Raw genomic sequence first — 18,050 nt, 5'->3', positions numbered from 1 at the left:
ACGCCGGTGGGGCCGCCCGAGAGGGAAGCCCGGCGGTCGTCCTGCGCAGCTCAGGCCGAGGTGGAACCGGTCGCGAGCCGTTCCGCGACGGCCCTGAGGCCCGAGAGGTCGTGCACGTCACCGGGCAGCGCGGCCACCTCCGTCACCGGGACCTCCGGGTGGAGCGCGGTGAAGCGGTCGCGGGTGTCCTGCTCACGCGCGACGACCTGCATCCGCTCGGCATGCAGCCGCAGCAGACCGGCGGTCAGCTGCTCGACGGTCAGGGTGTCGGTCGCGGGTGTGGCGTGGCTGTCTGCTTCCGTGTGCGTGGACGGCTCGGGGTGCGCGGATGACTCGGACGGGTCAGACGACTTCCGGCCACGCGGCTCGTGGGCATGCGCTTCCTGCTGGGGCGGCTCGGTGCTGTGCTCGGGGGAGAGCGGCGACTCCGGGGCTTCGGGAGAGGTGGCGGCCACCGCGTCCGCCGGGTCACCAAGGCCAGCCTTCCCGGCCGCCTGATCCACAATGCCGACGCCTTCAAGATTTTCTGCGGCTGCCAGCGCACGCTCCGCGGAGAGCCGCGAGGCCTCGCTGCCGTGCACCCGGTTGAGGACCAGGCCCGCCAGCGGCATCTCCTCCGCGGCCAGGCGTTCCACGAAGTACGCGGCCTCGCGCAGCGCGTCCCGCTCCGGCGTCGCCACCACGAGGAACGCCGTGCCGGGAGCCTGGAGCAGCTTGTACGTCGCGTCGGCCCGCGTACGGAATCCGCCGAACATGGAGTCCATCGCCGCGACGAAGGTCTGTACGTCGCGCAGGAACTGTCCGCCGAGCAGTTTGCCCAGGGTGCCGGTCATCATCGACATGCCCACGTTGAGGAACTTCATCCCGGCCCGGCCGCCGATCTTCGCCGGGGCGATCAGCAGCCGGATGAACTTCCCGTCCAGGAAGGAGCCGAGACGTTTCGGCGCGTCCAGGAAGTCCAGCGCGGAACGCGAGGGCGGGGTGTCGACGATGATCAGGTCCCACTCGTCGCGCGCCCTCAGCTGCCCGAGTTTCTCCATCGCCATGTATTCCTGCGTGCCCGCGAACCCGGCCGACAGCGACTGGTAGAAGGGGTTCTCCAGGATCGCGCGGGCCCGCTCGGCGTCCGTGTGCGCCTCGACCGTCTCGTCGAAGGTGCGCTTCATGTCGAGCATCATGGCGTGGAGCTCGCCGTCGCCCGCGATGTCCTCGACCCTGCGGGGGATGTTGTCGAGCTGGTCGATGCCCATGGACTGGGCGAGCCGGCGGGCCGGGTCGATGGTGAGCACGACGACCTTCCGCCCGCGCTCGGCCGCCCGCACGCCGAGCGCCGCAGCGGTGGTGGTCTTGCCCACGCCGCCGGAGCCGCAGCACACGACGATACGGATCTCCGGGTCGTCCAGGAGCGCGTCGGTGTCCAGCCCCGGCGCCGTCTCCGGGCCCGGCGCGGCCTCCGTGTCCAGTGTCATGAACCCACCCCTCGTCCGGAGCCGCGTCGCTCCTCGCCCCCGGGCTTCTGCTCCGCCGCGTCCGCGGTCTCGTCGCCCACACCCTGCTTGCGGAACTCCTCCGCCAGCTCGTACAGAGCGGACAGGCTCACCCCCTCGCCCATCAGCGGGAGCTCGGCCGTGGGCAGTCCCAGCCCGGCCAGCACCGCGCGCTGCTCACGCTCCAGGCCGACCCGCTGGGCGTGCTCGGCGGCCTGCTCGACCAGCGGGCGCACGAGTCCCGCGGAACCGGTCACCCCGGCCCGGGTGAGCGTCTTCGCGATCTCCTTGCGACGCCCCCCCGAGGCCGTGCGCAGCGCGTCCTCGTCCAGCAGGTGGGGCCGCACCATGTTGACCACGACCCGTCCCACGGGCAGTTCGGCTGCCCGCAGCTCGGCGATGCCGTCGGCCGTCTCCTGGACGGGCATCTCCTCCAGGAGCGTGACCAGGTGGACGGCGGTCTCCGGGGACTTCAGGACCCGCATGACGGCCTGCGCCTGATTGTGTATCGGGCCGATCCGTGCCAGCCCCGCCACCTCGTCGTTCACATTGAGGAAGCGGGTGATGCGGCCGGTGGGGGGCGCGTCCATGATCACGTAGTCGTAGACGAACCTGCCCTGCTTGTCCTTGCGGCGTACCGCCTCGCAGGCCTTGCCGGTGAGCAGGACGTCCCGGACGCCCGGCGCGATGGTCGTCGCGAAGTCGATGGCGCCGAGCTTCTTGAGGGCCCGGCCCGCGCTGCCCAGTTTGTAGAACATCTGGAGGTAGTCCAGGAGCGCCCGTTCGGCGTCGATCGCCAGGGCGTGGACCTCGCCGCCGCCCGGTGCGACGGCGATCCTGCGCTCCTCGTAGGGGAGGGCCTCCGACTCGAAGAGCTGGGCGATGCCCTGTCTGCCCTCGACCTCGACGAGGAGGGTGCGCCTGCCCTCGGTCGCGAGGGCGAGCGCGAGTGCGGCGGCGACCGTGGTCTTACCGGTCCCGCCCTTGCCGCTGACGACCTGGAACCTGCTCACGCCTTCGAGCCTAACCAGTCGGCAGGCAGGCTACGCACGAGGCCGCCTGTGCCAGGCATTACAGTCGGCTCATGACCAAGTGGGAATACGCGACCGTGCCCCTTCTCGTGCACGCGACCAAGCAGATTCTGGACACCTGGGGCGAGGACGGCTGGGAGCTGGTCCAGGTCGTTCCCGGCCCGAACAACCCCGAGCAGCTCGTGGCCTACCTGAAGCGGGAGAAGCCGTAGTGGCGGGCGCCGTCGAGGCGAAGCTCGCCGAACTCGGCCTGGCGCTCCCGGACGTCGTACCGCCGCTGGCCTCCTACCAGCCGGCCGTGCGGTCCGGGGTGTACGTCTACACCTCCGGGCAGCTCCCGATGGTGGACGGCAAGCTCGCGGTGACCGGCAAGGTCGGCGCCGAGGTGACGCCGGACGAGGCCAGGGAACTGGCGAAGACCTGCGCGCTCAACGCCCTGGCGGCCGTGAAGTCGGTCGCGGGTGACCTGGACCGGATCGCCCGCGTCGTGAAGGTCGTGGGCTTCGTCGCCTCGGCCGCCGACTTCACCGGGCAGCCCGGTGTGATCAACGGCGCCAGCGAACTGCTGGGCGCGGTCCTCGGCGACAAGGGCGTGCACGCCCGCAGCGCCGTGGGTGTCGCGGTGCTGCCGCTGGACGCGCCGGTGGAGGTCGAGGTCCAGGTCGAGCTCGTCGACGCCTGATCCCGCACGCTTCCGATCCCGCCCGGTCGCACGACCGGGCGGGATCACGTGCGTCCGGGCCCGGTGGCCTCGTACGGGCGGGCCGGGCGGGCTCACGCGTGTACGGGGCAGGTACCGGCGCCGGGAGCCCTCGAACATCGGCGCGGTTCCGGATAGCCTCCGGCCATGCCCAACGGTCAGTGGTACCCACCGGAATGGCCCGCCCGGATCAGGGCCCTCGCCAGCGGCGAGCTGACGGCCGTGGTCCCCAGGAGAGCGGCCACGGTGATGCTGCTCAGGGACGATCCCCCGGGTCCTGACACGGCGGGTCCCGCCGTCCACATGCTGCGCCGGCGCACCTCCATGGCTTTTGCCGGGGGCGCGTACGCCTATCCGGGTGGCGGGGTCGACCCGCGCGACGACGACCACCTCGTGGGGTGGGCCGGCCCGTCCCTGGAGAGCTGGGCCGGGCGCCTCGGCGTGGACACGGTGACCGAGGCCCAGGCCCTGGTCTGCGCGGCGGTCCGTGAGACGTACGAGGAGGCGGGCGTCCTGCTCGCCGGGCCCACTCCGGACACCGTCGTGAGCGACACCACGGGAGCGGACTGGGAGGCCGACCGCGAGGCACTCGTCGCCCGCGAGCTGTCCTTCGCCGCCTTCCTGGACCGCCGGGGCCTGGTGCTGCGCTCCGACCTGCTGGCGGCCTGGGCGCGCTGGATCACCCCGGCGTTCGAACCGCGCCGGTACGACACCTGGTTCTTCGTGGCCGCGCTCCCCGAGGGCCAGCGCACCCGCAACGCCTCCACCGAGGCCGACACGACCGTCTGGATCCGGCCCGGCGAGGCCGCGGACGGCTACGACAAGGGCGAGATGCTCATGATGCCGCCCACCGTGGCCACCCTGCGGGCGCTGAGGCCGTACGGGACGGCCGCGGACGCCCTGGAGGCAGCGGATTCCCAGAACCTCGCTCCTGTGCTGGCAGAGGCCCGTATGGAGGGTGACGAGCTGGTTCTGAGCTGGCCGGGGCACGAGGAGTTCACGAAGCACGTGCCGACGGGCGGTCCCGCCACCTCCGGCCGCGGCACGGAGGGGGACCGGGCATGAGCGACGCCGCCGCACTGCCCGGACAGCCCCGGGGCGGGGTCCTCTCCGGGCCCGCCACCGCCCGTACGGTCAACGTCCTGGCCCCCAACGCCTCGGCGATGACCCTGGACGGCACGAACACCTGGATCGTCGCGGAGCCGGATTCCGACCTCGCCGTCGTGATCGACCCGGGGCCGCTCGACGACGCCCACCTCAGGGCCGTCACCGACACCGTGGAGCGTGCGGGCAGGCGCGTCGGGCTGACGCTGCTGACGCACGGCCACCCCGACCACGCGGAGGGCGCCGCCCGTTTCGCCGAGCTCACACGGACGAAGGTGCGTGCCCTGGACGCCGCGCTGCGTCTGGGCGACGAGGGGCTGTCCGCGGGCGATGTGATCACCACCGGAGGCCTCGAACTCCGTGTCGTGCCCACACCGGGGCACACCGCGGACTCGCTCTCCTTCCATCTGCCCGCCGACCGTGCGGTCCTGACGGGTGACACGATCCTGGGGCGCGGCACGACCGTCGTCGCCCACCCCGACGGGCGGCTCGGCGACTACCTGGACACGCTGCGGAGGCTGCGCTCGCTGACGGTCGACGACGGGGTGCACACGGTGCTCCCGGGGCACGGACCGGTGCTGGAGGACGCGCAGGGCGCCGTCGAGTTCTACCTCGCCCACCGGGCCCACCGGCTGGCGCAGGTCGAGACGGCTGTGGAGGCGGGGCACCGGACGCCCTCCGAGGTCGTGGCGGCGGTGTACGCGGATGTGGACCGCTCCCTGTGGCCGGCGGCGGAGCTGTCCGTGCGCGCGCAGCTGGAGTACCTGACCGAGCACGGCCTGATCTGAGCCGCGGCGGGTACGGCCCGATCTCGTGCGGCGGGAGACCTGAGCCGGAGCGGGCACGGCCCGATCCGGCGTGGCACCCGCTCGGGTACGGCCCGATCCGGCGCGGCACGCGAAAGGCCCCACCGGTCGGTGGGGCCTTTTCGGTGAACACGTACCGCCGGGGCGGTCCGCCGTGCGGCGACGCCCGTACGCGGCGGAGGCGTCAGCGGGACCGCTTCGCCAGCCGCTCCACGTCCAGCAGGATCACGGCGCGCGCCTCGAGGCGCAGCCAGCCGCGGCCCGCGAAGTCCGCGAGCGCCTTGTTGACCGTCTCGCGGGAGGCGCCGACCAGCTGGGCCAGTTCTTCCTGGGTCAGGTCGTGCACCACGTGGATGCCCTCCTCCGACTGCACGCCGAAGCGGCGCGAGAGGTCGAGGAGCGCACGGGCGACACGGCCCGGCACGTCGGAGAAGACCAGGTCGGACATCTGGTCGTTGGTCTTGCGCAGCCGGCGTGCGACGGCCCGCAGCAGCGCGGTGGCCACCTCGGGGCGGGCGTTCAGCCAGGGCTGGAGGTCTCCGTGGCCGAGGCCGAGGAGCTTGACCTCGGTGAGCGCCGTCGCCGTGGCGGTGCGCGGGCCCGGGTCGAAGAGCGACAGCTCGCCGATCAGCTCGCCGGGGCCGAGGACGGCCAGCATGTTCTCCCGCCCGTCGGGGGAGGTGCGGTGGAGCTTCACCTTGCCCTCGGTGACCACGTACAGGCGGTCGCCCGGGTCGCCCTCGTGGAACAGCGCGTCGCCGCGTGCGAGGGTCACCTCACTCATCGAGGCGCGGAGCTCCGCGGCCTGCTCATCATCGAGCGCCGCGAAAAGCGGGGCGCGCCGCAGAACGTCGTCCACGAGTTCTCTCCTTGTCGGCCTGTTCAGGGAAGCGTGGTTTCCATGATGCCGGACGGTAAAACAGTGCGATCGATCACAAACCAGTTTGACGCACGAGCGTGCCGGACCCTACGGCAGGGGGCCGATTGGGCGTGGACGCGCGGTGACCGGGGCGGATGTCAGCCCCTGGCTCTAGGCTGGCCGAGTGTCCGGTGAGCCGGTGACAGCACAGGCCAAGGGGGCTGATGGGGTGTCGGGAGACAAGAATTCCGCTGTGGGCGAACAGGGTGTACGAAGGAGTAAAAAGGCCGCACAACGCCCGGCGGGAGCGGCGGGCAAGCCCGTGAAGCAGGAGTCGCATCTCGCGATGGTCCGCCGTGCCCGACGGATCAACCGCGAGCTCGCCGAGGTCTATCCCTATGCCCACCCCGAGCTGGATTTCCGCAATCCCTTCGAACTGCTGGTCGCCACGGTCCTCTCCGCCCAGACCACCGACCTGAGGGTCAACCAGACCACCCCCGCCCTCTTCGCCGCGTACCCGACGCCCGAGGACATGGCCGCAGCCGTCCCCGAGAAGCTGGAGGAGATCATCCGGCCGACCGGCTTCTTCCGGGCCAAGGCGCGTTCCCTGATGGGCCTGTCGGCCGCCCTGAGGGACGACTTCGGCGGTGAGGTCCCGGGGCGTCTCGAGGACCTGGTCAAGCTGCCCGGAGTGGGGCGCAAGACGGCCAATGTCGTCCTCGGCAATGCCTTCGGAGTGCCCGGCATCACGGTGGACACCCACTTCGGCCGCCTCGTCCGCCGCTGGAAGTGGACGGAGCAGGAGGACCCGGAGAAGGTCGAGACGGAGATCGCCGCGATCTTCCCGAAGAGCGAGTGGACGATGCTGTCTCACCGCGTGGTCTTCCACGGCCGCCGCATCTGCCACTCCCGCAGGCCCGCCTGCGGCGCCTGCCCCATCGCCTCGCTCTGTCCGGCGTACGGGGAGGGCGAGACGGACCCGGAGAAGGCCAGGAAGCTCCTGAAGTACGAGATGGGCGGTCATCCGGGACAACGCCTCAGCCCGCCCCCGGACTACCCGGGCCGCCCGGCTCCGCCCCTGGGAGCCGGGTGAGCGGTGTCTGCCCCGGGCGCGCCCCGTGGGGCACCGGTCCTCCGGCCGGGGCGTTCGGTCCGCCCCGCGGGGCATCCGGTCCGTTCGGCGGTGTCCCGGTCCGCCGTCCGCCGGGCCGTGCGGAACGAATTTGCCGACCACAGGCGTTGCAACGACGGGGGTGCCCATGACGCACGCACAGAGCAGCACACGGGCCGCGGCCGACGCGGTCACCACGGAGACGGGCGCGCCCCACGACAGCGCGCTCACGGTCTCGGCCGAGGGGCTGCCCTCCTGGCTGGAGCCCGTCGCAAGGGCGGCGGAGACCGTCCAGGCCCGGCAGCTCAGCCGCTTCCTGCCGCCGGAGAGCGGCGCGGGGCGCCAGTCCGCCGTTCTGATCCTCTTCGGCGAGGGTGAGCGCGGCCCCGAGCTGCTCCTGATGGAGCGTGCCGGTTCCCTGCGCTCGCATCCGGGCCAGCCGGCCTTCCCGGGAGGTTCCCTCGACCCCGAGGACGGCGACCACGCCACCACGGGCCCGCTCAGGGCCGCGCTGAGGGAGGCCGAGGAGGAGACAGGCCTCGATCCGAGCGGCGTCCAGCTCTTCGGCGTGCTGCCCCGGCTCTACATCCCGGTGAGCGGTTTCGTCGTCACGCCCGTACTCGGCTGGTGGCGGACGCCCAGCCCGGTGGGAGTCGTCGATCCGGCCGAGACCGCCAGGGTCTTCACCGCCCCCGTGGCGGATCTCACGGATCCGGCCAACCGGGCCACGGCGGTCCATCCCAGCGGCCACCAGGGCCCCGCATTCCTGGTCGAATCCGCACTGGTGTGGGGATTCACGGCCGGTGTGATCGACAGGATTGTGCACTACGCCGGATGGGAACGCCCCTGGGACAGGACCAGGCAGGTGCCGCTCGACTGGCGCGCATGACAGGCTGACTCCCGTGCTGCGCTGTTCCGGGCCTGGCCCGGACCCCGTCGAACCGGACGGGCCAGGTGACGAATCTGCGAGGCTATAGACGGTGAATGTGCTGGACATCCTGCTGCTCGTCGGCGCCGTGTGGTTCGCGGTCATCGGCTACCGCCAGGGTTTCGTCGTCGGCATCCTGTCCGTGATCGGTTTCCTGGGCGGCGGTCTCGTGGCCGTCTACCTGCTGCCGATCATCTGGGACCAGCTGACCGACGGATCGGAAGTCTCCTCCACCGCTGCCATCGTCGCGGTCGTGATCGTGATCGTGTGCGCCTCGGTCGGGCAGGCCTTCACCACCCACCTGGGCAACAGACTCCGCCGCCACATCACCTGGTCGCCCGCGCGCGCACTGGACGCCACGGGCGGCTCCCTGGTCAACGTGGTGGCCATGCTCCTGGTCGCCTGGCTCATCGGCTCCGCGCTGGCGGGCACGTCGCTGCCGACACTGGGCAAGGAGGTCCGCAACTCGTCGGTGCTGCTCGGGGTCTCCCGGGTGATGCCCGATCAGGCCTCCACCTGGTTCACGGACTTCTCGTCCGTCCTCGCGCAGAACGGCTTCCCGCAGGTCTTCAGCCCGTTCGCCAACGAGCCCATCACCGAGGTCGAGCCTCCGGACCCGGCCCTGGTCGGCAGTCCCGTCGCGGCCCGCGCCAAGAAGTCCATCGTCAAGGTGGTGGGCATGGCGCCGGGCTGCGGCAAGGTCCTCGAAGGCACCGGCTTCGTCTTCTCCGACCGCCGTGTGATGACCAACGCCCACGTGGTCGGCGGCGTCGACGAGCCCACCGTCCAGATCGGCGGCGAGGGCCGGCTGTACGACGCCAAGGTCGTCCTCTACGACTGGCAGCGGGACATCGCCGTCCTGGACGTCCCGGACCTCGACGCCGAGCCGCTGCGCTTCACCGACACGGACAGCGACGCGGAGAGCGGTGACAGCGCCATCGTCGCCGGTTTCCCGGAGAACGGCGCCTACGACGTACGCTCCGCGCGCATCCGCGGCCGTATCGACGCCAACGGCCCGGACATCTACCACCGGGGCACCGTGCGGCGCGATGTGTACTCGCTGTACGCGACCGTCCGCCAGGGCAACTCCGGCGGCCCGCTGCTCACCACGGACGGAAAGGTCTACGGCGTGGTGTTCGCCAAGTCCCTCGACGACCCGGACACGGGGTACGCGCTGACGGCCGACGAGATCCGCGAGGACATCGAGCTCGGCAAGTCCACCGCCCAGCAGGTCGACAGCCAGGGCTGCGCGCTCTGAGGGAGTTCCACGGAGCCGGGCCCCGGTGCCTCGGGGCCCGGGGCCTCTCGTGTGGTGTCCCGGGCCCGTGCGGTGTGCGGTGCGGGAGCCCGGACGGCCGGACCGCCCGTGGTGGGCGGCCCGGCCGTCGGCGGTCCGGTGGCAGGACGTCCGACGGCGGGCCCCGGGTGGCGAGGCGGTCCGCCGGCGGATCGTCCGGTGGTCAGGCGGTCCCCACGTCAGCTGCGGGGATGGCGCAGCCTCGCCGACACCCAGCGGGCCCGGCGGTGGAGGATGCGCGGAATACCCAGCCGCAGATCATGGAAATCGTTCACATCGTGCACCCGGCTCGGAGAGCCGCCCCCCTCATGAATGCTCTGACCAGCAGGAGCGGTCGAGCGGCGGTTGCGTGCTGCGTCATTGAAGTCGCGCGTCCAGCCCATACCCCGACGTCTGCCCCTGACCCATGGTCGGTAATCGCGTGCGAGTCAGCCAATTGGCTTATGCGGCAGGCAATTGGCTGTTCGTCGGACACCTGTGCCCGTCGGCTACCGGTCGGGCTCCGGATCCTTGAGCCAGTTGACGAGTTCGGTCGAGAACCCGACCGGATCCTCCTCGTGCGGGAAGTGCCCGAGACCGTCGAAAAGTCGCCACCGGTACGGCGCTTCGACGTACTCGCCGGAGCCCGCGGAACTGCGCGTCCGGATCGCCGGGTCGAGCGATCCGTGCAGATGCAGCGTCGGTACGCGCACCGGCCGCTTCATCCGCCTGTTGAACTGGACGCCGTCCGGCCGGGCCAGGGAACGGACCATCCAGCGGTACGGCTCGATCGAGCAGTGCGCCGTCGACGGGATGCACATCGCGCGCCGGTAGACGTCCACCGTCTCGTCGTCGGGGAAGTCCGAGGTGCGGGGCCCCGACCAGTCACGGATCAGCCGGGCGACCAAGGCCGCGTCGTCCGCGACGAGCTGGCGCTCCGGCACCCACGGCCGCTGGAACCCCCAGATGTGCGAGCCGGCCCGGGACTGCGCGAAGTCGGAGAGCATCGAGGAACGCCAGCGGCGCGGATGCGGCATCGACGACACCACGAGTCGGCGCACCAGCTTCGGCCGCATCACCGCCGCGGTCCAGGCGAGATAGCCACCCATGTCGTGGCCCACCAGCGCCGCGTCGGGCTCGCCGAGCGAGCGGATCACGCCGGTGACGTCGAGCGCCAGGTTGGCGGGGTCGTAGCCGCGGGGCGTACGGTCACTGCCGCCGACCCCGCGGAGGTCCATCGCGACCGCGCGGTACCCGGCGTCGGCCAGGGCCGTCATCTGGTGGCGCCAGGTCCACCAGAACTGCGGGAAGCCGTGGAGCAGCAGGACCAGAGGCCCGTCGCCGAGCTCCGCGATGTGGAAGCGCGCGCCGTTGGCCGCCACATCGCGGTGGGTCCAGGGGCCGTCCAGACGGACAGGACCGCCGGACGGGGCTGCCGGTCCCAACGGCCCCACGGGACCGGATGCGCTGAAATCGGGGTCGGTCATGTGGACGAGCGTGCCACAGCGGCCGCCTTGTCCTGGACAGGACGGTTCTCGATGGCCTTGTCCGCGAGTGTGCTGCCCTGGGCCCGCTCGATGGCCGCCGCGGTGACGACGGGACGGGGGTGCGGCTTGACGCCCTGGAGCACCGCGGCGGTCTGCTTGGCCGAAGCGATGGACTTCTCCGGCGGCTTGACCTTCTTGAACTTGGCGAGCCCGAAGAGGGCGAGCAGGATGCCCAGCAGGATGAACGCGCCACCCACGATCAGGAACGACCAGGCGAGACCGAGTCCGAGATTGTGGATCCCGTAGGCCGCGGCGAAGCTCAGCACGGGGATCGCGAACAGGATCAGCACACCCGTGACGATGAACGCCACGCTGCCGATCACGCCGCGCTTGACGTCCTGCCGTACCTCGGCCTTGGCCAGGGCGATCTCGTCATGCACCAGCGCGGACATCTCGGCGGTCGCCGAAGCGAACAGCTGTCCGAGACTACGGTCGGTGCTGCCCGCGTAGTTGCCGGGGTCGCTCATCCCTGACTCCCTCTCCTCTTCCGTACATCCGATGTCAGATCATGCCGGACTGTCCGGCTTGCTGCTCGCTGCCCCCGCCTGTTCGGCAAGGCGGCGGTGCTCGGCGGCCTTCCTCTCGTGGATCGCTGCCATCCGCAGGTGGTACTCCGGGTCGTCCTGCTCGTAGATGTCGGGAATCCCCGATGCGTCGGCGTCGATCTCCTCTTCCGCGTACAGCGCCCTGTATCTGCGTACCCGCAGTTTGAGCAGTACACCGGAGAGTACGGCGGCAATCAGGGAACCGAGGAGGACCGCCGCCTTGACTTCATTGATCATGTCCTCGTCGCCGGCGAAGGCGAGCTCCCCGATGAGGAGTGAGACGGTGAAGCCGATACCGGCCAGCGTGGCCACGGCGAAGACATCCGCCCAGGCCAGGTCCTTGTTCAGCTCGGCCTTGGTGAAGCGGGCGACGAGCCAGGTGCCGCCGAAGATGCCGATGGTCTTGCCGACGACCAGACCGAGTACCACCCCGAGTGTTTCGGGCCGGGTGAAAACACCGGCCAGGGCATCGCCCTTGAGAGTGACACCGGCCGCGAAGAGCGCGAACAGCGGAACCGCCACGCCCGCCGACAGGGGGCGCACCAAGTGCTCGATGTGCTCGCCCGGGGAATGCTCCTCCCCCTCGCGCCTGGTGCAGCGCAGCATCAGGCCCATGGCGACACCGGCGATCGTCGCGTGGACGCCGCTGTTGTACATCAGCCCCCAGATGACCAGGGCGAGCGGGACGTAGACGTACCAGCCCTTCACAGCGGTGCGCAGCAGCACGTAGAACACCGCCAGACCGGCGAAGGCTCCGCCGAGCGCCAGGAAGTCGATGTTCTCGGTGAAGAAGATCGCGATGATGAGGATGGCGAAGAGGTCGTCGACGACGGCGAGTGTCAGCAGGAAGGCGCGCAGCGCCGCCGGGAGCGACGTGCCGATCACTGCCAGGACGGCGAGTGCGAAGGCGATGTCGGTGGCGGTGGGGACGGCCCAGCCTGCGGTCGTCCCCCCGCCGACCACCGCTGCCAGCGTGTAGACGACGGCGGGTACGGCCATGCCGCAGAGTGCGGCGGCGACGGGCAGGGCCGCCGCACGGGGGTTGCGCAGCTCCCCGGCCACCAGTTCACGCTTGAGTTCGACGCCCGCGACGAAGAAGAAGACGGCCAGCAGTCCGTCGGCCGCCCAGTGGGCCACCGAGAGGTGGAGCCCCAGCGTTTCGGGACCGAAGTGGAACCCGCTGACGGCCTCATAGCTTGCGTCGAAGGTGTTCGCCCAGATCAGCGCGGCTATGGCGGCGACCAGCAGGATGACGCCGCCGATCGTCTCCGTGCGCAGAGCCTCGGCGACGTAGTTCCGCTCGGGCAGGGGCAGTCGGCCCAACAAGGTGCTGCGGCGGTCGGAGGAGGGGGCGGGCGTAGCCAAGAGGAGGACCTCCGGTCGGGTTACGGCAGTAACGGCATGGCGGAATCACATGCCGACCAGACTTCCCGGCGCCCCTGTGGAGATGTCCTGTGTGGTTGTCCGTGCTGACGGAATCGGCCTGCTGGCCTGTGCTCGAACGCTCCGTCGACGAATCACCACTCTACCCGGGTGTAGAAACGGTATCCGGATCCAGTGCCGACCGCCCGACGACGCACGCGTCCAGGCGGTCGACGGTGCGCGGTGCCAGCCGCCCGGCGGTGCGCGGGCCAGCCGCCCGGCGGTGCGCGGTGCGGGGCAGCCGGTCAGTGGGGCGGCGGGGTGGCCGGGCAGCAGTGCGGTGCCCGGGCGGCGTACATCTGACCAGGTAGCTCGATTACGCCGAAGAGGCACCCGGGGACGCCCGAAGGGGCACCCGGTGGTGCCGGGTGCCCCTTCGGATCCGTGCCGTGACCGTGGCCCGTCCTGGTCCAGTGGACCTGGTCCCGGGAGGTCAGTCCTCGGAGGACGTGGCGGGGAGCTGCGTCTGGATGAGGGCCATGACCGAGGAGTCGGTGAGCGTCGTGACGTCACCCAGCTCACGGTTCTCGGCGACATCGCGGAGCAGACGGCGCATGATCTTGCCGGACCGGGTCTTCGGCAGCTCGGCCACCGGGAGGACCCGCTTGGGCTTCGCGATCGGCCCGAGCGTGCTGCCGACGTGATTGCGCAGCTCGGCGACGAGCTCCTCGGATGCGGTGGCGGTGCCGCGCAGTATCACGAAGGCGACGATGGCCTGACCGGTCGTCTCGTCGTTCGCCCCGACCACGGCCGCCTCTGCTACCGCGGGGTGCGAGACGAGGGCCGACTCCACCTCGGTCGTCGAGATGTTGTGCCCGGACACGAGCATGACGTCGTCGACCCGGCCGAGCAGCCAGACGTCGCCGTCCTCGTCCTTCTTGGCGCCGTCACCCGCGAAGTACTTGCCCTCGAAGCGCGACCAGTAGGTGTCGAGGAAGCGCTGGTCATCGCCCCAGATGGTGCGGAGCATCGACGGCCACGGCTCGGTGAGGACGAGATAGCCGCCCCCGCCGTCCGGAACCTCACGGGCCTCGTCGTCGACGACGGTGGCGGAGATGCCGGGCAGTGCACGCTGGGCCGAACCGGGCTTGGTCTCGGTGACACCGGGGAGCGGCGAGATCATCATCGCGCCGGTCTCGGTCTGCCACCAGGTGTCCACGATCGGGCACTTGTCGGCGCCGATGTGCTTCCGGTACCACATCCACGCCTCGGGGTTGATCGGCTCACCGACCGAACCGAGGACACGCAGCGACGAGAGGTCGAACTTGGCGGGGATGTCGTCCCCCCACTTCATGAACGTCCGGATCGCCGTCGGCGCGGTGTACAGGATCGTGACCCCGTACTTCTGGACGATCTCCCAGAAGCGCCCCTGGTGGGGTGTGTCGGGTGTCCCCTCGTACATCACCTGGGTCGCGCCGTTGGCCAGAGGCCCGTAGACGATGTACGAGTGCCCGGTCACCCAGCCGATGTCGGCGGTGCACCAGTACACATCGGTCTCGGGCTTCAGGTCGAAGACCGCGTGATGGGTGTAGGCCGCCTGGGTCAGGTAACCACCGGAGGTGTGCAGGATGCCCTTCGGCTTCCCCGTGGTCCCCGAGGTGTAGAGGATGAAGAGCGGCTGCTCCGCATCGAAGGCCTCGGGCGTGTGCTCGGTGGACTGCCTGCCGGTGATCTCGTGCCACCAGACGTCCCGGCCCTCGGTCCACGCGGTGTCCTGGCCGGTACGCCGGACCACGAGGACATGCTCGACCGTGTCGATACGGGAGACGGCATCGTCCACCGCGGGCTTGAGCGCGGAGGGCTTGCCCCGCCGGTAGCCACCGTCGGAGGTGATGACGACCTTGGCGTCGGCGTCCTGGATGCGGGTCGCGATGGCGTCCGCGGAGAAGCCTCCGAACACCACGGAGTGGGCGGCGCCGATGCGGGCGCACGCCAGTATCGCCACGGCGGCCTCCGGGATCATCGGCAGATAGACGGCCACCCGGTCGCCCTTGCCGACACCGAGTTCGGTGAGGGCGTTGGCCGCCCGGGAGACCTCGTCCTTGAGCTCGGCGTAGGTGATCGCGCGGCTGTCGCCGGGCTCGCCCTCGAAGTGGATGGCGACCCGGTCGCCGTTGCCGGCCTCGACGTGCCGGTCGACGCAGTTGTACGCGACGTTGAGCTTGCCGTCCGCGAACCACTTGGCGAAGGGAGGGTTGCTCCAGTCCAGCGTCTCGGTCGGCTCCGTGGCCCAGGTCAGGCGGCGGGCCTGCTCGGCCCAGAAGCCCAGCCGGTCCGCCTCGGCCTGCTCGTACGCCTCCACCGTCACGTTGGCGTTCGCGGCCAGATCGGCAGGCGGTGCGAACCGCCGCTCCTCCTTGAGCAGGTTGGAGAGGGAGGAAGGCTCGCTCATGCTGCGGTCTCCTCCTTGAGCGGATTGGCCAGGCTTGCGTTGCTCACGACATCTCCCATTCCCAGGGTGTCCGTTGTGTCCCGGGGGACAGCTCATCAGGCCACGGGCCAGGTGACAAGTGTCTGCCGGAAATTGGTTTAGACCTGTGCCCCGTGCTACGGAGTCACACGTCCCGCTTCCGCAAGCAGCGCTGTGCGATGCGAAAGCGGGACCACAAGGTCTCACGGACCGGGTGTGCGAGCGGTTCAGGCGCCGACCACGGTGTCGGGTGCGGGGAGCAGCGATTCCGCGTCGTCGGAGGCACTCCATACGGCCCCGGGGGCGACGCGTGCGAAGACCTCGTCGGGGCCGGTCCCGGAACTGGCGCCCTCGGTCAGCAGATAGGCCTGAGCCTCGCCCACGTGGAAGTACATGCCGTGCAGTTGCAGAGTGCCCGCTGCGAGCCGGCGAGCCACCGATTCGTGCGCACGCAGATGCTCCAACTGCTGCACCACATTGGTCAGACAGAGCTGTTCCACCGCGTCGGTGGGCAGCCGTCCCGCGATCCGCGCCCAGGAATGGTGTCGGGAACGCATGCGCTTCAAGCTCGGCAGCCCATGCCGCAGCCACCGCCACAGCGGCGTCGTGGGAGTCTCCGGCGCTGCCCCCAGCAGGGCCTGCATGGCCCCGCATCCTGAGTGGCCGCATACGGTGATGGACTCGACCTCGAGCACATCCACCGCGTATTCGATGGCGGCGGCCACCGAATCGTCGGTCCCTGTCTCGTCCCCTGTGCCCGGCGGCGGAACGAGATTGCCGACGTTCCGTACGGTGAAGAGGTCGCCCGGCCCACTGGCCGTGATCATGCTCGTGACCAGGCGGGAGTCTGCGCAGGTGAGGAACAGCTGGGAAGGCCGCTGCCCTTCGGTGGCCAGCCGGTTCAGCTCCTCACGGACCAGCGGAGCGGTGGTGCGCTGGAACGAGCTGAGACCGCTGAGCAGCCGATGGGCCCCCGTCCGGTCACCGGTCGAAGCCGCCACCGTGAGAGGGACGGTCTTCGCGGGAGCGGGCGCAGCGGGGTCGGCAGTGGTGGGAGCGGCGTCCTGCACGCGGTCGTGGCAGTGATGGTTGCGCCACGGCGTCCATGGGCGGCAGCAGGAATGCGCTGCGGACGCGGGCTCGGCGATCCGGCCTCCGGACCGCCCCGTGAATTCGATCCGCCCGCCCATCGCGGTCTGCGCGGCGTACCAGTCCTGGATCGTCTCGTAGGCCGCGTGGTCCATGAAGAACCCGTCCAACTCGACCACGGCGTCCACTCCGTGGGGAAGTCTTCCGAGCATCCGGCTGAGCCGGGGGACGGCCAGGAAGGTCAGCTGTCCGCGAGCGGTCACCAGATACCGGCCGTCCCGCTCCGTCACGGTGATCCTCGTCCGTGCCAGCCGGTGCAGGGCGACGGCCACCGCCACGACGATGCCGATTGCCACGCCCTCGAGAACCCCGGCGAGAAGCACGCCGCTGATGGTCGCGCCGTACACCAGGAATTCGCGGTGTCTGTGGACCTTGCGGATGTGGGCGAAGTTGACCATCTGGATGCCGACGACCATGACCAGAGCGGCGAGCGCTGCCAGGGGGATCCATTCGAGGGCGGTGACCAGCAGTACGGCCGCGAGCAGCACCCAGACACCGTGCAGCACCGTGGCGGCCCGGGTTTGGGCGCCGGCGCGCACATTCGCGGAGCTGCGCACCGCGCCGCCGGACACGGCCAGGCCCCCGGCCAGCCCCGACAGTGTGTTGGCGACACCCTGGGCGCGCAGTTCCCGGTCGAGGTCGGAGCGCTTGACGGGTGCCGACGGCGTGGACCCGTCCTTGGGTGGGGTGGCGGCCCGATCGGCTGCCAGCTTGTCGACGGAGACGGCGGCGAGCAGGGATTCGAGACTGGCCACCAGCATGACCGTGAACACCGCCGCGGCCAGCGCCGCGACCGGGCCCTGCGGCGCCTCGGGCAGCGCGTGGGACCGCCACGACGGAAGGTCCACCCGGGCGATTCCTGGCGTGGCCGCAGCGGCAACAGCCGTCGCGACGACCACCGCGGCGAGGGCGGCAGGAATTCTCCTCAGTGCCTTTCCGGCCTGCCCGGGCAGGCGTGGCCACACCATGAGCAGGACGATCGTCAGCGCTCCGATGAGGGGCGCGGCCGGGCTGAAGTGCTGCAGGCGGGCGGGCAGCGACAGGGCGTTGTCCAGAGCCGTGCTCTGTGGGGACCCGCCGAGCACGATGTGCATCTGGGCGAGCGCGATGGCCACGCCGATGCCCGCGAGTGTGCCGTGCACGATGGCGGGGCTGACGGCGAGAGCGCTGCGGGCGGCTCTCAGTGAGCCCAGGAGGATCTGCAGGAGTCCCGCGCCGACGGTGATGGCGCAGGTGGTGCGCCAGCCGTAGATCTGGATCAACTCGGCGGTGACCACGGTCAGTCCGGCGGACGGGCCGCTGACCTGGAGGGGTGTGCCGCCGAGCAGACCGGCGACGATTCCACCGATCGCTGCCGAGACGAGGCCGGCTGCGAGTGGGGCGTCCATGGCGACGGCGAGGCCGAGGGACATGGGGACGGCGATGAGGAAGACGGTGATCGATGCGGACAGGTCGGCGCCCGAGACGCGGAAGCGTCCTCGGCGGGGCGAGGGCGGCGGACCGTGCGGCCGCTTGAACCCCGAGGCGTGGGATGGGCGTGAACTGCGGGATGAGTGGTCGTTGCGGGTAGGGACGCAGGCAGACATGTTCCCGTCTCCTCCGGGGCAGCGCGGTCGCGGTATGTGAGTGACGGCGGCCGTGGATCACGGCGTGCAGCGGTGGGGTAATACGGCGG

General features: G+C 70.8%; 16 protein-coding genes. 7 read left to right on the top strand and 9 right to left on the bottom strand.

The features are described 5' to 3' along the window. Window positions 1–50 precede the first annotated feature (50 nt). Entirely contained in the window at window positions 51–1,469 is a 1,419-nt protein-coding gene (locus tag AMK10_RS25630; protein WP_073750319.1) for an ArsA family ATPase, read from the bottom strand. Continuing rightward, window positions 1,466–2,500, bottom strand: coding sequence for an ArsA family ATPase (locus AMK10_RS25625; RefSeq protein ID WP_073750318.1), 1,035 nt, complete (start codon window positions 2,498–2,500; stop codon window positions 1,466–1,468). Before AMK10_RS25625 ends, AMK10_RS25630 begins: the two co-directional genes overlap by 4 nt. A gap of 71 nt (window positions 2,501–2,571) precedes the next feature. Here AMK10_RS25625 and AMK10_RS37090 point away from each other — a divergent pair, with 71 nt between their 5' ends. The 4 genes from AMK10_RS37090 (at window position 2,572) to AMK10_RS25605 (ending at window position 5,110) form a co-directional block, all read left to right on the top strand. After that, on the top strand, window positions 2,572–2,730 hold the full coding sequence (locus tag AMK10_RS37090) for a DUF4177 domain-containing protein (RefSeq protein WP_019992579.1): 159 nt from the start codon (window positions 2,572–2,574) through the stop codon (window positions 2,728–2,730). Then, window positions 2,730–3,200 (top strand): RidA family protein, encoded by a 471-nt coding sequence (locus tag AMK10_RS25615; RefSeq protein ID WP_073750317.1) that lies wholly within the window; start codon window positions 2,730–2,732, stop codon window positions 3,198–3,200. Before AMK10_RS37090 ends, AMK10_RS25615 begins: the two co-directional genes overlap by 1 nt. Window positions 3,201–3,365: 165 nt before the next feature. Beyond that, window positions 3,366–4,283, top strand: coding sequence for an NUDIX hydrolase (locus tag AMK10_RS25610; RefSeq protein ID WP_073750316.1), 918 nt, complete (start codon window positions 3,366–3,368; stop codon window positions 4,281–4,283). Then, on the top strand, window positions 4,280–5,110 hold the full coding sequence (locus AMK10_RS25605; protein ID WP_073750315.1) for an MBL fold metallo-hydrolase: 831 nt from the start codon (window positions 4,280–4,282) through the stop codon (window positions 5,108–5,110). The genes AMK10_RS25610 and AMK10_RS25605 overlap by 4 nt, the downstream gene beginning before the upstream one ends. 202 nt (window positions 5,111–5,312) lie before the next feature. Here the strand turns inward: AMK10_RS25605 and AMK10_RS25600 are convergent, their stop codons facing one another. Beyond that, window positions 5,313–5,987: a Crp/Fnr family transcriptional regulator gene (locus AMK10_RS25600; protein ID WP_014046869.1), complete on the bottom strand. Its 675-nt coding sequence runs from the start codon at window positions 5,985–5,987 to the stop codon at window positions 5,313–5,315. A 253-nt stretch (window positions 5,988–6,240) separates the two neighbouring features. Between AMK10_RS25600 and nth the strand changes: the two genes are divergently transcribed. The 3 genes from nth to AMK10_RS25585 all read left to right on the top strand — a co-directional run bounded on the left by nth (window position 6,241) and on the right by AMK10_RS25585 (window position 9,284). Continuing rightward, window positions 6,241–7,080, top strand: coding sequence for an endonuclease III (nth, locus tag AMK10_RS25595; protein ID WP_073750314.1), 840 nt, complete (start codon window positions 6,241–6,243; stop codon window positions 7,078–7,080). 166 nt (window positions 7,081–7,246) lie between these two features. Then, the gene (locus AMK10_RS25590) at window positions 7,247–7,987 is read left to right on the top strand and encodes an NUDIX hydrolase (protein WP_073750313.1); all 741 of its coding nucleotides are present in this window, start codon (window positions 7,247–7,249) and stop codon (window positions 7,985–7,987) included. Window positions 7,988–8,078: 91 nt separating this feature from the next. Continuing rightward, entirely contained in the window at window positions 8,079–9,284 is a 1,206-nt protein-coding gene (locus AMK10_RS25585; RefSeq protein WP_073750312.1) for a MarP family serine protease, read from the top strand. A 218-nt stretch (window positions 9,285–9,502) separates the two neighbouring features. On the opposite strand, the gene AMK10_RS38235 is transcribed toward AMK10_RS25585, so the two are convergent. The 6 genes from AMK10_RS38235 to AMK10_RS25555 all read right to left on the bottom strand — a co-directional run bounded on the left by AMK10_RS38235 (window position 9,503) and on the right by AMK10_RS25555 (window position 17,961). Next, window positions 9,503–9,706 (bottom strand): hypothetical protein, encoded by a 204-nt coding sequence (locus AMK10_RS38235; RefSeq protein ID WP_073750311.1) that lies wholly within the window; start codon window positions 9,704–9,706, stop codon window positions 9,503–9,505. A 105-nt stretch (window positions 9,707–9,811) separates the two neighbouring features. Beyond that, a complete protein-coding gene (locus AMK10_RS25575; RefSeq protein WP_073750310.1) occupies window positions 9,812–10,789 on the bottom strand; it encodes an alpha/beta fold hydrolase in 978 nt (325 codons plus the stop codon). After that, window positions 10,786–11,316: a phage holin family protein gene (locus AMK10_RS25570; RefSeq protein ID WP_073750309.1), complete on the bottom strand. Its 531-nt coding sequence runs from the start codon at window positions 11,314–11,316 to the stop codon at window positions 10,786–10,788. Before AMK10_RS25570 ends, AMK10_RS25575 begins: the two co-directional genes overlap by 4 nt. A gap of 39 nt (window positions 11,317–11,355) precedes the next feature. Further along, window positions 11,356–12,759 carry a Na+/H+ antiporter NhaA gene (nhaA, locus tag AMK10_RS25565; RefSeq protein WP_073750308.1) on the bottom strand — a complete coding sequence of 468 codons (1,404 nt, stop codon included), beginning with the start codon at window positions 12,757–12,759 and terminating at the stop codon, window positions 11,356–11,358. 490 nt (window positions 12,760–13,249) lie between these two features. Beyond that, window positions 13,250–15,208, bottom strand: coding sequence for an acetate--CoA ligase (gene acs / locus AMK10_RS25560; RefSeq protein WP_073750307.1), 1,959 nt, complete (start codon window positions 15,206–15,208; stop codon window positions 13,250–13,252). A 245-nt stretch (window positions 15,209–15,453) separates the two neighbouring features. Next, the gene (locus AMK10_RS25555; RefSeq protein ID WP_073750306.1) at window positions 15,454–17,961 is read right to left on the bottom strand and encodes a SulP family inorganic anion transporter; all 2,508 of its coding nucleotides are present in this window, start codon (window positions 17,959–17,961) and stop codon (window positions 15,454–15,456) included. Window positions 17,962–18,050 lie beyond the last annotated feature (89 nt).

This window comes from Streptomyces sp. CB02058, assembly GCF_001905505.1.
Lineage (GTDB): Bacteria > Actinomycetota > Actinomycetes > Streptomycetales > Streptomycetaceae > Streptomyces.
The sequence above is the reverse complement of the archived record's forward strand: the minus strand, read 5'-3'. Positions and strand labels throughout refer to the sequence as shown.

What these genes read in the sequence shown, in the direction of transcription:
- AMK10_RS25575 (WP_073750310.1), bottom strand. Translation starts at nt 10,789, where the DNA reads ATGACCGACCCCGATTTCAGCGCATCCGGTCCCGTGGGGCCGTTGGGA.
- AMK10_RS25590 (WP_073750313.1), top strand. Translation starts at nt 7,247, where the DNA reads ATGACGCACGCACAGAGCAGCACACGGGCCGCGGCCGACGCGGTCACC.
- AMK10_RS25570 (WP_073750309.1), bottom strand. Translation starts at nt 11,316, where the DNA reads ATGAGCGACCCCGGCAACTACGCGGGCAGCACCGACCGTAGTCTCGGA.
- AMK10_RS25555 (WP_073750306.1), bottom strand. Translation starts at nt 17,961, where the DNA reads ATGTCTGCCTGCGTCCCTACCCGCAACGACCACTCATCCCGCAGTTCA.
- AMK10_RS25605 (WP_073750315.1), top strand. Translation starts at nt 4,280, where the DNA reads ATGAGCGACGCCGCCGCACTGCCCGGACAGCCCCGGGGCGGGGTCCTC.
- AMK10_RS25630 (WP_073750319.1), bottom strand. Translation starts at nt 1,469, where the DNA reads ATGACACTGGACACGGAGGCCGCGCCGGGCCCGGAGACGGCGCCGGGG.
- AMK10_RS25610 (WP_073750316.1), top strand. Translation starts at nt 3,366, where the DNA reads ATGCCCAACGGTCAGTGGTACCCACCGGAATGGCCCGCCCGGATCAGG.
- acs (WP_073750307.1), bottom strand. Translation starts at nt 15,208, where the DNA reads ATGAGCGAGCCTTCCTCCCTCTCCAACCTGCTCAAGGAGGAGCGGCGG.
- AMK10_RS38235 (WP_073750311.1), bottom strand. Translation starts at nt 9,706, where the DNA reads ATGGGCTGGACGCGCGACTTCAATGACGCAGCACGCAACCGCCGCTCG.
- AMK10_RS37090 (WP_019992579.1), top strand. Translation starts at nt 2,572, where the DNA reads ATGACCAAGTGGGAATACGCGACCGTGCCCCTTCTCGTGCACGCGACC.